Raw genomic sequence first — 13,751 nt, 5'->3', positions numbered from 1 at the left:
CACGCCCGCGGGCAGCGCCGGGGTCACGCCCTCGGGTAGCGCGCCAGCCAGCCCGGGGAGGAACCGGCCGGCCCGTGCAGGGCGGGACCCTGGGTCATCTCCATCGCGAAGTCGTCGGCCAGCTCCAGGATCGTGGGACGGCCCTCCAGTTCGGCCAGCCAGGCCGGCGGGAGGGCCGTTTCGCCGTGCAGGGCGCCGAGCAGTCCGCCGGTGAGGGCTCCCATGGCGGCCGAGGCCCCGTCGTGGTTGACCGCGAGCCGCAGCCCCTGCCGTACGTCCTCGCCGACCAGGGCGCAGTAGACGGAGGCCGCCACCAGCGCCTCCGCCGTGCCCGCGCCGATCAGCTCGGCCACCCGCGCGGGCGTGGGCAGCCCCTGCCGCACCGCGCCCAGGGCGTGCTGCAACGCGTCGGAGACCGGGTCGTGTCCGGGCCGGGCGGCGAGCAGCGCCAGCGCCTTCTGCACGCCGCCGTCGAGGCTGTCGCCGCGGGCCAGCGCGTGCACGATCACGGCGTACGCGCCCGCCGCGAGGCAGCCGGCCGGGTGGCCGTGGGTCTGCGTCGCGCACTCCATGGCGAGCTGTACGACGAGCTGCGGTTCCCAGCCGACCAGCAGCCCGAACGGCGCGGAGCGGGCGGCGGCCTCGGGCCCGCGGGCGCCGGGGTTCTTCGGGGCGTCCGGCGTCCCCATCGACTCGTCCCCCAGCCCGAGCAGCAGCACGCGGGGCGCGTCGCGCCGGGCGTACAGCCACTCCTCGCGGGCCAGCCAGCCGTCGTCCTTGCGGCGCTCGTCGGGACCCCAGTCACGCTGGGTCGCCAGCCAGCGGCGGTAGGCGCGGTGCAGGTCGGTCGGCGGGTGCCAGGCGCCGGTGTCGCGGCGCACCTGGGCCCGGATCAGCCCGTCCACGGAGAACAGGGTGAGCTGGGTGAGGTGAGTGACGGCACCGCGCCTGCCGTGGGCGGCGGCCAGATCGGCCACGCCGTCCGGTCCGTGCGCCGCCCGGATCTCCGCCAGCCCGAGCCCGTCCACGGGGGCGCCGAGCGCGTCCCCGACCGCGGCCCCGAGCAGCGTCCCGCGCACCCGGCTCCGGAAGTCCTGCTGCTCGGCTCGGCCCCAGAGGGCACCGGAAGTCCCGCCCACCCAGTCCTCCCGGGTCCCCGTCCGTACGTACGACCTACGGCACTGTAATCGAACGGGGACGGTCAGTTCAGGGCGGAGAGTGTGAGGGTGTGTTCACGATCGCCGGTGGGATCGGTACGGGCATCGGGATCAGCGGCTCGTCCTCCGCGCCGCTCGGCACGGCTACGCCGCCCGTGGGGTGGTGGGGCGGCAGTCGCGGCAGCGGCCCGGGGTCGGGGCGCGGAACGCGCGGTCGCAGCCGTCGCAGGTGTGGAGGGGGTACGGGCGGTGGACGGGGGGTGCCGCGGGTGGTGGGGGCGGGAGGCTCGGGGGGAGGTCTTCGGTGAGGCGGTGGTGGAGGAAGGCGGCCGGGTGGCGGATCGGGTCCGCGGGCAGGCCGTTCGTCAGGACGCGTTCCAGCGTCGTGGCGGGGACGCCTCGTTCCAGCCATACCTGTACCGCCGGGGTGAGGCGGCGTACGTCCCGGGCCGTGAGCAGCAGGCGCGGCTCGTCGACGCCGAGGCGGATGAGCAGGCGGGCCGCCTTCGGGTGGTCGGGCCGCGGCTTCTCCGGTTCTGGGTCCGGGTCATGACTCGACCCGATCGAAGACGCTCCTTGGTGCGCCTGAGGTACCCGTGCTCCTCCAGCTCGCGCAGCGCCGCCGCGATCCGGATCTCGCCCTCGGGGAACTTCTTGGCCAGTGCCTTGATGCCGATCGGTGTGCCGGCGGGCAGCGACTGGATGTGGAGCGCCAGGCCGATCGCCGTCAGCGACAGGTCCCGGTGCTGGGCGAGGTGGTTGCCGACCACGGTGAAGTTCTCGGTGTGCGGCACGTTGACGTGCTCGACGCCTCCGGTGAAATGACCGGACGGACGGGGCTCGGGGGCGCTAGGGTTCAACGTAGTCATGGGGAAGCTGTTCTCTTCCTTGATGATCAGGCCCTCGCAGTGGGATGGCAGTCCCGGCGGGGGCCGATTCGTGTCTGCCGGTTGTCGTCGCAGACGCTGCACTACGAACACCCTGTCGCGCCAGTCAGGTACGGTCCGCGTACGCGGCGCCCCCAGTCGTCCAACTGGCGTTCCGCGAGCAGTCGGGCGAGGTGCGCGCCTCGCCGGGTCGCGGACAACTGGGACGCGGTCGGCACGGACAAGGCCCCTCGGGGCGGGCGGCGAACTGTCGGCGACGAAGGTGGCGATCGACCGGTACGTGGCCGCCCGAATGCCCGGAAGTCCGTCTTCGGCCGGACGCCCCGGCCGCTCCTCACCTTTGTCCAGGAAGAGGTGACTCTCCGCGGCCCGCTCGGGGACAGAATGACACTGCGGAGACAGCTCGAACACCCGGCGCAGGAGGGCATGTTGCCGTACGTAGAGGTCCAGGTGATGCCGACCGACCGGGATGGTCACGCGGGTACGGCCGGTTCCATGCGGCTACCGCGCTTGCGGGACGGCAAGATCGTCGGCCACTCGGAAGGGCAGTTGCACAGCCGCCTCATCAATGACATCGAGAAAAGTGCTGGTGCGACTCACACCGCCCGGCCCCACCTCACCGTCACGGACACCTCGTGGGCCGCGTTCACCCGCACAGTCGCTTCGCCCGGTCGACCGGCACAGTTCATGATCCGTTGGTGTCCCGCCCGTCAGGGCACCGAATGATTTCGGCCATGAAGAACATGAAGAACAAGACGCGTGTCAGTGCGGTGTGCGCCCTCTCGGCCGCCGCGCTGCTCACCGGGGTCACCGCCCCGATCGCCTCCGCCGCGCCCTCGCACCACACCGGCGGCGGGCAGTCCGCGCGGGCGATACCGTTCACCGCCGCCGAGGTGACGGCGCAGGACGACGGTTCGTACAAGGTCACCTGGAAGGCGCCCGGCGTGCGCAAGGTCGCCGTCCGGGCGGGCGGGCGTACCGTCGCCACCGGTGGGTCGGCCGGCTCGGTCACCGTCAGGGGACTGCGCGCCGCCGACCGCCAGTGGTTCGACCTGGTGCCCGAGCGCGGCGGCGAGCTGCGCCTGGCCGACCGGCTGATCCAGCTCGACGGCACGGTCAACTTCCGGGACGCCGGCGGCTACCGCACCGCGGCCGGCCAGTGGGTCAAGATGGGCGTCGTCTACCGCTCGGACGCCTGGGACAAGCTCACCGACGCCGACCTGGCGAAGCTGAGGCGGCTGGGCATCGAGGTCGACTACGACCTGCGCATGACCTCCGAGCGGACCGCCGCGCCGGACCGGCTGCCCCGCGGGGTCGCCTACGTCTCGGCGAACGTCAGCGGTGACGCGGGCGGCGGCGGCTGGTCGATGCCGACGACCGCCGAGGGCGCCGTGCAGATGATGATCGACGGCGAGAAGTCGATGGTCAGCAGCGACACCGGCAAGGCCGCCTACACCAAGGTGTTCAACGGCATCGCGGACGACGCCGACGGCTCGGTGTACCACTGCACGGCCGGCAAGGACCGTACCGGCTGGGCGAGCGCCACCCTGCTCACCGCCCTCGGCGTGCCGCGCGCGACGGTCATGAAGGACTACCTCGCCTCCAACGACTACCGCGCCGAGGCCAACGCCGCCGCCCTGGCCGCGATGCCGGCCGCGCAGGCCGCGGTCTACAAGCCGATGCTGGACGTGCGCGCGGAGTACCTGAACTCCGGCTTCGCCGAGGTGGCGGACGCGTACGGCTCCTTCGGCACGTACACGAAGAAGGCGCTCGGCCTGGACGCCAAGGAACTGCGCCACCTGAAGGCCGAACTCCTCGTCGGCTGAGGCTCTGCCGGGCCGGCCGTGAGCGCTACTCGATCACGGTGACCTGCGTGCCCGCCGTCGCGAACTTCCACACGGCCGCGCCGTCCGCCTTGTGCAGCCGGATACCGCCGGTCGTCGCACCCGCGGCGGGCGGCGGGGGCGAGGAGCCGTCGACGGCGTTGGAGAAGCCGACGTTGACGCCGTCCGCGAGGGCGAAGTAGACGATGTTCTCGACCTCGACGCCGTCCGAGCCGGTCGTGGCCTCGGTGCGGCTGCCGATCGTGTAGCTGCCGGGGTCCGGGCTCGCCGTGCCCGGCCACACCGTGAAGGTGCGCCGGCCGGCGTCGCTGGCGTCGACCAGCCAGACCCGCTTCTGGCCGAGGGAGTACACGATCCGCCGTCCGGTGCCGGAACCGTCCGGCACCCGGGCGGGTGGGGGCGTCGAGGGGCTGGGGGACGCGGTCGCCGAGGCCGAGGGGGTCGGCGAGACCGCCGCGGCGGTGGGCTTCGGACCCTGGTCGGCCTGCATGGCCAGCACGGTCACCGCCGCTGTCGCGCCCGCGGTCAGACCGCTGACCCAGGCCCACGAAGGAAGTCGGGCAGGCACGGGCACGCATCTCCTCAGCTACGAAAGACCTCCGATCATCGTACTGCCAGCGTCCCGGTTCCCGGTCCGCGACGGCGTCTTCAGTCCAGTACCGGTAGCAGCTCCGGCAGGTGGCCGTCCGACGCCGCCGCCGCCCGACGCCGTTCCTCCGGGACCTCGCCGTACAGGGTGGTGCGGGGCCTGGCGGGGCGGCCGGCCGCGTCCGCGACCGCGATCAGGTCCTTGACCGACTTGTACGAGCCGTAGGACGAGCCCGCCATGCGGGAGATCGTCTCCTCCATGAGGGTGCCGCCGAGGTCGTTGGCGCCGGAGCGGAGCATCTCCGCCGCACCCTCGGTACCCAGTTTCACCCAGCTTGTCTGGATGTTCGGAATCCAGGGGTGCAGCAGGAGGCGGGCCATCGCCGTCACCGCGCGGTTGTCGCGCATCGTCGGGCCGGGGCGGGCGATGCCGGCCAGGTAGACGGGCGCGTTGGTGTGGATGAAGGGCAGCGTGACGAACTCCGTGAAGCCGCCCGTGCGCTGCTGGATGCCGGCCAGCGTGCGCAGGTGGCCGAGCCAGTGGCGGGGCTGGTCGACGTGGCCGTACATCATCGTGGAGGAGGAGCGGATGCCCAGTTCGTGGGCGGTCTCGATGACCTCGATCCAGGTCGCCGCGGGCAGCTTGCCCTTGGTGAGGATCCAGCGGACCTCGTCGTCGAGGATCTCGGCGGCGGTGCCGGGGACGGAGTCCAGGCCCGCTTCCTTCGCCGCGCTCAGCCACTCGCGGATCGACATGCCCGTGCGGGTCGCGCCGTTGACGACCTCCATCGGCGAGAAGGCGTGCACGTGCATGCCGGGGACGCGCTCCTTGACCGCCTTCGCGATGTCGAAGTACGCCGTCCCGGGCAGGTCCGGGTGGATGCCGCCCTGCATGCAGACCTCGACCGCGCCGACCTCCCACGCCTGCTGGGCGCGGTCGGCGACCTGGTCCAGGGAGAGGGTGTAGGCGTCGGCGTCGGTGCGGCGCTGCGCGAAGGCGCAGAAGCGGCAGCCGGTGTAGCAGACGTTGGTGAAGTTGATGTTCCGGGTGACGATGTACGTGACGTCGTCGCCGACGGCCGCCGCGCGCACGTCGTCCGCGACGCGGGCCAGGGCGTCGAGGGCCGGGCCGTCCGCGTGCAGGAGGGCGAGCGCCTCGTCGTCGGTCAGCTTCGTGGGATCGTCGGCGGCGGTCGCCAGCGCCTGCCGTACGTCGGTGTCGATGCGCTGCGGGACCATGCCGGGGGCCGCCGCCTCGCGCAGGGCGTCCCAGTCGCCGTAGACCTCGTCGAAGTCGTCGCGGCGGTCGGCGGTGCGGCCGTCGGTGTCGATGGTGCGGTGCAGGTCGGTGCGGCCGGACGCCTCGAAGACCTCCTCCGGCTCCTGCCACGGCCGGCCCTCGACCACCGCGTCGGGGACGGCGAGGCCGGTGGCCGGGTCGGCGAGGGCGCGGACGTGCGGGAGCAGGCGCGGGTCCAGCCAGGGTTCGCCGCGCCGGACGAACTCGGGGTAGACGCAGAGACGTTCCCGCAGCGCGAATCCGGCCGCGCGGGACCGCTCGGCCAGTTCCTCGATCCGCGGCCAGGGGCGCTCGGGGTTGACGTGGTCGATGGTGAGCGGGGAGACCCCGCCCCAGTCGTCGATGCCGGCGCCGATCAGCCGCTCGTACTCGGCGTCGACCAGGTTGGGCGGGGCCTGGAGACAGGCGGACGGGCCCATGACGATCCGGGCGACGGCGACCGCGGCGACCAGGTCGTCCAGTTCGGCGTCGGGCATGCCGCGCATCGCGGTGTCCGGCTTGGCGCGGAAGTTCTGGATGATCAGTTCCTGGACGCCGTGGTAGGCGCGGGCGACCTTGCGCAGCGCGAACAGCGACTCGGCGCGCTCCTCGTACGTCTCCCCGATGCCGAGCAGGATGCCGGAGGTGAAGGGGACCGAGGAGCGGCCGGCGTCCTCCAGGACGCGCAGCCGGACGGCCGGTTCCTTGTCCGGGGAGCCGTGGTGCGGGCCGCCCGGCTCGGACCACAGGCGGGTCGCGGTCGTCTCCAGCATCATGCCCATCGACGGGGCCACCGGCTTCAGGCGCTGGAAGTCCGTCCACGACAGCACCCCCGGGTTGAGGTGCGGCAGGAGGCCGGTCTCCTCCAGGATGCGGACGGAGATCGCGCGGACGTAGGCGATCGTGTCGTCGTAACCGTGCGCGTCGAGCCACTCGCGCGCCTCGGGCCAGCGCTCCTCGGGCTTGTCGCCGAGGGTGATCAGGGCTTCCTTGCAGCCGAGGGCGGCACCCTTGCGGGCGATGTCGAGGACCTCGTCCGGGGACATGAACATGCCGTGGCCCTCGCGGCGCAGCCTGCCGGGGACGGTGACGAAGGTGCAGTAGTGGCACTTGTCCCGGCAGAGCCGGGTCAGCGGGATGAAGACGCTCTTGGAGTAGGTGATGACCCCCGGCCGGCCGGCCGCCTGCAGACCCGCGTCCCGGACCCGGGCGGCGGAGGCGGCCAGGTCCTCCAGGTGCGCGCCCCGCGCCTGGAGCAGCACGGCCGCCTCGGTGACGTCGAGGGCGACGCCGTCCCTGGCCCGTTTGAGGGCGCGACGCAGGGAGTTCTCGGTGGGGCCGGCGGGGCCGGTTCCGGCGGGCGCGTCAATCGTCATCCTTCGAGCATACGGTTGGGTTGCGCGGGTTCCGGGGGGCGCCGGGGGCGTGGGGGGCTCGTGGTGCGGGGCGGGCGGGTGCGGGCCGGTCCGGGTGGGTACGGACGGGTACGGGTGGCCTCGACTCTCCGGCGATACCTTCTTCCGTCCATTCCCCTCCCTTACACCGGAGTTCACCGCGCGATACGAAGGTTGCGCGCACCACCCGGCATCACTCTGGGGAGCAGCAGCATGTGCGAGGACGATCACACCGGTATCGGCAGACGCGCCCTGTTCGTGACGGGCACCGCCGCCGCGCTCACACTGGGAACCGTGAGCTTCGCCTCGGCCGAGGGCCGGGAGCAGGAGACCAGAACCGTACGCGGCACCCTGCCGACGGGGTCGCCGGACTTCGTGTACCTGCCCGTGGAAGTACCGCGCGGGGTGCGGGAGATCCGGGTCGCCTACACCTACGAGAGGCCCGCCGTCCCGGCCGGCACCGCGGGCAACGCCCTCGACATCGGCATCTTCGACGAGCGCGGCACCGAGCTGGGCGGCCGGGGTTTCCGGGGCTGGTCGGGCGGGGCGCGCACGGAGTTCTTCCTGCGCGCCGACGAGGCCACCCCGGGGTACCTCCCGGGGCCGGTGCGGGCGGGCACCTGGCATCTCGCGCTGGGCCCCTACACCGTGGCCCCGCAGGGACTGTCGTACGAGATCACCGTCACGCTGAGCTACGGCGAGCCCGGCACCCCGGTGCGGCCGGTGTATCCGCCGGAGCGGGCGAAGGGGCGGGGCCGGGCCTGGTACCGGGGCGACTGCCATCTGCACTCCTGGCACTCCGACGGCCGCCGCACCCCGGCGGAGATCGCGGCGCTCGCGCGGGCGGCCGGGCTGGACTTCATCAACTCCTCCGAGCACAACACGCACTCGGCGCACGCCCACTGGGCGGACTCGGCCGGTGCCGACCTGCTGGTCCTGCTGGGCGAGGAGGTGACCACGCGCAACGGTCACGTCGTCGCCCTCGGCACCGACCCCGGCACGTTCGTCGACTGGCGCTACCGGGCCCGCGACAACCGTTTCGGCCGGTTCGCCCGGCAGATCCGCCGGGCCGGCGGTCTGGTCGTACCGGCCCATCCGCACGCCACCTGCATCGGCTGCAACTGGAAGTTCGGCTTCGGCGAGGCGGACGCGGTCGAGGTGTGGAACGGGCCGTACACGCCCGACGACGAGGTGGCGCTCGCCGACTGGGACGGCATGCTGGTCGCCGCCGTGCGCGAAGGGCGTGAAGGGCGTGAAGGGCGTGAAGGGCGCGCCTGGATTCCGGCGATGGGCAGCAGCGACTCCCACCGCGACCCGGACGTCATCGGGCTGCCGCAGACCGTGGTCCTCGCCGAGGACCTGACCCGGGAGGCGATCCAGGACGGCATCCGCGCGGGCCGGTCCTATGTCGCCGAGTCGGCGCAGGTGACGCTGGCGTTCACGGCGGCCGGCGGGCGCGGGGAGCACGCCGGGATCGGGGAGCGGCTGCGGGTGGACCCGGACACCCCGGTCACCGTCCGCCTGGCGGTCACCGGCGCCCCGCGCTGCACGGTCCGCTTCGTCACCGACCAGGGCGTCCTGCACACCAGTGCCCCGCTGCCGGTGTCGGGCGCGGGCACGGTCGAGTGGCGGACCACCGCGTCGTACGCCGCCTACGTACGGGCCGAGCTGCGGCACGAGACGGCGGCGGGGCCGCTGCCCGGGGCGCTGGCGGCGTTCACGAATCCGGTGTGGCTGGGGCGCGGGTAGGACGCGACGCCGCCCCGGCCGCCGGGGGGCGGGCCTCAGGCCCTCGTCCGGGTCGGGTCGGGCCGGGCCAGGCTCCGGCCGGCCGGCGGTGCGGGCCTCAGGCCCGGTCCGGCAGGTGGCCCCCGTCGCCGTCCAGGTCGGCGACGACCGCCAAGTGGTCGGAGGGCCAGACGCCGTCCACGGGGCCGTCGCCGGCCCGCCGGACCGCCCGGACCCGGCCGAGTCCGCCGGGGCCGGGCGGGCCCACGCGGATGTGGTCTATGCGGAGTCCGGGGCCACCCGACGTGACGTAGGGGTTGGCGGGGTCCACCGTGGCGGAGGGCGCGGCCGGGTCGGCGTACCGCCAGGCGTCCAGGAAGCCCCGTTCGCCCAGGAGGCGCAGCTCGTCGGAGTCGGGCCGGGCGTTGAAGTCCCCGGTGACCACGGGCGGGAAGCCGGTTTCGCGCCGGTGTCCGGCGACGAACTCCGCGAGCGCGGCGACCTGCCCGGCGCGGACCGCCGAGGCGTTTGGCACCGAGGTCAGGTGGGTGGTGAAGAAGGGGACGAGGTGGCCGGGGGTGTCCAGTCCGGCGTACAGGGCGAGCCGGCCGTCGTCCAGTTCCTCGGGGACCGGCAGCCGCAGCACGGCCCGTTCCGCGACCGGCCAGCGGCTGAGCACCGCCGTGCCGATGCCGACCGTGTCGTCGCCGATCCGCCGCTGCCACCGGCCGGGGGCGCCGGACTCCGCCCAGGCGCAGTGCAGGCCCAGCTCCCCGGCGAGCCACTCCGCGAGGTTCCCGCCCTCCGCCGACCAGACCTCCTGGAGTCCCACCACGTCGGGCCGCAGCTCCCGCAGGACGGCGAGGACGGCCTTCTGCCGCTCCGCCCAGGGGCCGAACCGCCACCACAGATTCCAGGTCACGACCCGCACGCCCTTACCACCCGTCTCTCGCCGTTCCCGCCGTCCCATGAGGCTTTCCGTGGAACAGGGAAGAACATGAGACGGACATGAGGCGGACACGAGACGAGGAGCCGAAGAATCGATGTCGGCTCACGACGGGAAGCCGGCTCAGGGCGGAGACGACGATTCGCCCGGAGCCCTGAAGGGAGGGAGGAGAAGGCGTGCAGACCTTGTGAGATGCTGCACGCCCGCTGGTGCCCGGCGTCCCCCGCGGCTGACGGAGTCGGCATCAACAAGGCAAACTGACGGAGTTGTTCAGGATGTCTAGGGGGACCTATGGACGGTGTGCCGCGAGTTCCGGAGCAGCGGCGGTCTGGTTCCCCGGCGGAACCGGCGCCCCTGCGCTTCGCCGTGCTCGGTCCGGTGCGCGCCTGGCGCGGCACGCAGGCGCTGGCCACCGGCTCCCCCCAGCAGCGCGCCCTGCTGGCCGCCCTGCTGCTGCGCGAGGGCCGTACGGCCACGGCGGCGGAGCTGATCGACGCCCTGTGGGGCGAGGACCCGCCGTCGCAGGCACTGGCGGCGGTGCGCACCTACGCCTCCCGGCTGCGCAAGGTGCTCGACGCGGGGGTGCTGGTCAGCGAGTCGGGCGGGTACGCCGTACGGGGCCTCGGCGAAGGGGCGCTCGATCTCGCCGAGGCCCAGGACCTGGCCGCCGAGGCGGAGAAGGCGCGCAGCGAGGGTGATCTGAGCCACGCCCGGGAGCTGCTGCGCGGAGCGCTGGCGCGGTGGGACGGCGAGGCGCTGGCCGGGGTGCCGGGGCCGTACGCGCGGGCCCAGCGGGCGCGGCTGGAGGAGTGGCGGCTGCAACTGCTGGAGCTCTGCCTCGATCTGGACCTGGAGCAGGGCTGCCACGCGGAGGCCGTCTCGGAGCTGACCGCGCTGACGGCGGCCCACCCGCTGCGGGAGCGGCCGCGCGAACTGCTGATGCTCGCCCTGTACCGCAGCGGCCGGCAGGCGGAGGCGCTCGCGGTGTACGCCGACACCCGCCGGCTGCTCGACGAGGAGCTGGCCGTGGAGCCCCGGCCGGGCCTGCGCGAGTTGCAGCGCCGCATCCTCCAGGCCGATCCGGAGCTGGCGGGGCCGTCCGCCCCGCAGGCCGAGGCGCCCGCGCCGCCGGTGCGTCCGGCGCAACTGCCCGCGAGCGTGCCGGACTTCACCGGCCGGTCCGCCCTGGTCACCGAGTTGAGCGCGGTGCTGACCGGGCCGACGGGCGGGGGCTCGGGCCGGGTGATGGCGGTGTCCGCGCTGGCCGGCATCGGGGGCGTGGGCAAGACCACGCTGGCGGTGCACGTCGCCCACCGGGCCCGCGTCGCCTTCCCCGACGGGCAGCTCTACGTCGACCTCCAGGGCGCCGGCGCCCGCGCGGCGGAACCGGAGACGGTACTCGGGTCCTTCCTGCGCGCCCTGGGCACGGCGGACTCGGCGATCCCGGACTCCCTCCAGGAGCGGGCGGCGCTGTACCGGTCGCTGCTGGACGGGCGGCGGGTGCTGGTGCTGCTGGACAACGCCCGGGACGCGGCGCAGGTCCGTCCGCTGCTGCCGGGGACCGAGGGGTGCGCGGCGCTGGTGACCTCCCGGGTGCGGATGGTGGGCCTCGCCGGGGCGCACCTGCTCGACCTGGACGTGATGTCGCCGGAGGAGGCACTCGCCCTGTTCACCCGGATCGTGGGCGGGGAGCGGGTCGGCTCCGAGCGGGAGGCCGCCCTCGACGTGGTCGCCGCCTGCGGTTTCCTGCCGCTGGCGATCCGGATCGCGGCCTCCCGGCTGGCCGCCCGCCGCACCTGGACGGTGTCGGTGCTCGCCGCGAAGCTCGCCGACGAGCGGCGCCGCCTGGACGAACTCCAGGCCGGCGACCTCGCGGTGAAGGCCACCTTCGAGCTGGGCTACGGGCAGTTGGAACCGGCTCAGGCGCGGGCGTTCCGCCTGCTCGGCCTCGCGGACGGGCCGGACATCTCGCTGGCGGCGGCCGGGGCCGTACTGGACCTGCCGGCGGAGGAGACGGAGGACCTGCTGGAGTCCCTCGTCGACACCTCGCTGCTGGAGTCGGCGGCGCCCGGCCGCTACCGCTTCCACGATCTGGTCCGGCTCTACGCGCGGGCGTGCGCGGAGCGGGACGAGTCGCCGGCCGGCGAGCGGGCGGCGGCGCTCTCCCGGCTCCTCGACTTCTACCTGGCCACCACCGCCCGGGTGTACGGCATCGAGCGCCCCGAGGACCGGCTGGTCGACGCGCTGGAGCCGACCCGTTATCCGGGGCTGCCCCTGACCGGCGAGACCGCGGCCCTGGACTGGCTGTACACGGAGGCCGGTTCGCTGCTGGCCGCGGTCCGCCAGGCGGCCGGGACCGAGCGGCTGCGCCGGGCGGTGGACCTGTTGTGGGCGGCGAAGGACCTGACCGAGTCGGGTGCCTTCTCGCACCAGTACGAGGCGGCGGCGCGGGCGTCCTGCGAGGCCACGGCGGCGGCGGGCGACGCGCGGGCGGAGGGCCGGGCGCGTACCGTCCTCAGCGACGTGCTGCTGGTCTCCGGCCGGATCGAGCAGGCGGAGGACGAGGCCCGGGTCGCGATGGAGCTGGCCCAGGAGGCGGGCGACGCCACCGCCGTGAGCTGGGTGGCCAACAACCGGGGCCTGCTCTGTCTGCACCAGGGCCGGTTCGCCGACGGCAAGACCTTCTTCGACCGGGCTCTGGAGGGGCTGCGGGCGGCGGGGAACCGGCCCTTCGAGGCCACCGCCCTGGGCAATCTGTCCCGGGCCTACCTGGGCATGGGCGACACCGCGAAGGCGGTGCTGATCGCCCGGCAGGGACTGGCCGCGCACAGCCGGATCGGCCGGTCGGTACGGCTGGCCAACAGCCACTTCGCGCTCGGCGTGGCGCTGAACCAGGCCGACTGCCGCACCGAGGCGCTCGCCGAGTTCCACCGCGCCCAGCGCATCTTCCACGACCACCGGCAGCGGCTGTGGGAAGGGGTGACCAACTTCCGTATCGCGCAGGTGCATCTGGGCGCCCGGCGCCCCGCGCAGGCCGCCCGGCACGCGGAGGTGGCGCTCACCCTGGGCTGCATCGGCGGCGACCGGATGCGGGGGAACGTCCTCACCCTGCTGGGCCGGGCGCTGGCCGCGCTGGGCCAGGCGGACCGCGCCCGCGCCTGCTGGGCGGAGGCGGTCCACCTCTACGACCTGAGCAGCGCCCCGGAGGCCGACGCCGTACGCGTCCTGCTCGCACCCGCCTCGACGGGGTGAACACGGGCACCGCACCCGCCCGGCCGGCGTCCCGCCCGAGCCCGCGGCGCCGCCCGGTGCCGGCACCAGCCGGGTGGGCGGGTGCCGGGCGCCTCCTGCTGAGCCCGGGTCCGGCAGTGGTGCTTCCGTACCGGGAACGCCCTCCCCTGTGGGCTCCACCGTGCGCCGGGCGCGTGATGGCGTCGAGGGAGTGCGCAAGGGCACGAAGAGCGCGCGCTTCACACGGGGGTGCGCAACGGCGCTGAACGGGGCGCTGGACCCGGGAAGGGCTGAACGGAGGCGTTCAGCGTTTGTTTATCGGTCTCCGGCACTGTGGTCCCTGTCGAACCGTCGCGTCGGGGGGCAGACGGTCCGGCCTGGAGCCCCACCGGTTACTGTGCGGCTCCGAACGCCCGTCCGGCATTCCTCGGGGGAGATACCGGACGGGCGTTCCTCATTGGTCACCCAAGACAGAGGAACGACGCCCATGAACGAGCCGAAGAAGGACGCGACCGTCACCACTCAGGACAACGCCATGCCCGCGCCGCCCGCGGCCGAGAAGCTGGTCACCGCGCGCGACAGCGCGTTGCCCGGCGGGCCCGCGGTCGCCGAGGCGGCGATCACCACGTTCGACAACGCGATGCCGGCCCCGCCGGCGCTGGACCTCGGCGGCAAGTAGCAAGTAGCAAGTAGGCGA

9 protein-coding genes and 1 pseudogene are annotated in these 13,751 nt (G+C 74.0%); 5 read left to right on the top strand and 5 right to left on the bottom strand.

All coding sequences use genetic code 11. The annotated features are described in order from the left end of the window. Nucleotides 1-23: 23 nt before the first annotated feature. Nucleotides 24-1,139: an ADP-ribosylglycohydrolase family protein gene (locus ABEB00_RS21925; protein WP_345621693.1), complete on the bottom strand. Its 1,116-nt coding sequence runs from the start codon at nucleotides 1,137-1,139 to the stop codon at nucleotides 24-26. Between the two features lie 162 nt (nucleotides 1,140-1,301). Continuing rightward, nucleotides 1,302-2,026: pseudogene (locus ABEB00_RS21920) on the bottom strand (helix-turn-helix domain-containing protein). Here ABEB00_RS21920 and ABEB00_RS21915 point away from each other — a divergent pair. Next, nucleotides 1,979-2,770 (top strand): Scr1 family TA system antitoxin-like transcriptional regulator, encoded by a 792-nt coding sequence (locus ABEB00_RS21915; protein ID WP_345621692.1) that lies wholly within the window; start codon nucleotides 1,979-1,981, stop codon nucleotides 2,768-2,770. The pseudogene ABEB00_RS21920 and the gene ABEB00_RS21915 sit on opposite strands and share 48 nt — an antisense overlap. 8 nt (nucleotides 2,771-2,778) lie before the next feature. Beyond that, nucleotides 2,779-3,870 (top strand): tyrosine-protein phosphatase, encoded by a 1,092-nt coding sequence (locus ABEB00_RS21910; protein ID WP_345621691.1) that lies wholly within the window; start codon nucleotides 2,779-2,781, stop codon nucleotides 3,868-3,870. Nucleotides 3,871-3,895: 25 nt separating this feature from the next. On the opposite strand, the gene ABEB00_RS21905 is transcribed toward ABEB00_RS21910, so the two are convergent. Together ABEB00_RS21905 and ABEB00_RS21900 are read right to left on the bottom strand one after the other, a co-directional pair. Beyond that, nucleotides 3,896-4,456, bottom strand: a complete 561-nt coding sequence (locus ABEB00_RS21905) for a hypothetical protein (protein ID WP_345621690.1) — start codon at nucleotides 4,454-4,456, stop codon at nucleotides 3,896-3,898. Between the two features lie 80 nt (nucleotides 4,457-4,536). After that, nucleotides 4,537-7,131 carry a bifunctional FO biosynthesis protein CofGH gene (locus tag ABEB00_RS21900; RefSeq protein WP_345621689.1) on the bottom strand — a complete coding sequence of 865 codons (2,595 nt, stop codon included), beginning with the start codon at nucleotides 7,129-7,131 and terminating at the stop codon, nucleotides 4,537-4,539. A gap of 231 nt (nucleotides 7,132-7,362) precedes the next feature. Between ABEB00_RS21900 and ABEB00_RS21895 the strand changes: the two genes are divergently transcribed. Further along, on the top strand, nucleotides 7,363-8,898 hold the full coding sequence (locus ABEB00_RS21895; RefSeq protein ID WP_345621688.1) for a CehA/McbA family metallohydrolase: 1,536 nt from the start codon (nucleotides 7,363-7,365) through the stop codon (nucleotides 8,896-8,898). A 97-nt stretch (nucleotides 8,899-8,995) separates the two neighbouring features. On the opposite strand, the gene ABEB00_RS21890 is transcribed toward ABEB00_RS21895, so the two are convergent. Then, nucleotides 8,996-9,808: an endonuclease/exonuclease/phosphatase family protein gene (locus ABEB00_RS21890; RefSeq protein ID WP_345621687.1), complete on the bottom strand. Its 813-nt coding sequence runs from the start codon at nucleotides 9,806-9,808 to the stop codon at nucleotides 8,996-8,998. 306 nt (nucleotides 9,809-10,114) lie between these two features. Between ABEB00_RS21890 and afsR the strand changes: the two genes are divergently transcribed. Together afsR and afsS are read left to right on the top strand one after the other, a co-directional pair. Further along, a complete protein-coding gene (afsR, locus tag ABEB00_RS21885; protein ID WP_345621686.1) occupies nucleotides 10,115-13,075 on the top strand; it encodes an SARP-family global regulator AfsR in 2,961 nt (986 codons plus the stop codon). 466 nt (nucleotides 13,076-13,541) lie between these two features. Beyond that, nucleotides 13,542-13,733, top strand: a complete 192-nt coding sequence (afsS, locus tag ABEB00_RS21880; protein WP_345621685.1) for a regulatory protein AfsS — start codon at nucleotides 13,542-13,544, stop codon at nucleotides 13,731-13,733. Nucleotides 13,734-13,751 lie beyond the last annotated feature (18 nt).

This window comes from Streptomyces ziwulingensis (assembly GCF_039542605.1).
GTDB lineage: Bacteria > Actinomycetota > Actinomycetes > Streptomycetales > Streptomycetaceae > Streptomyces > Streptomyces ziwulingensis.
The sequence above is the reverse complement of the archived record's forward strand: the minus strand, read 5'-3'. Positions and strand labels throughout refer to the sequence as shown.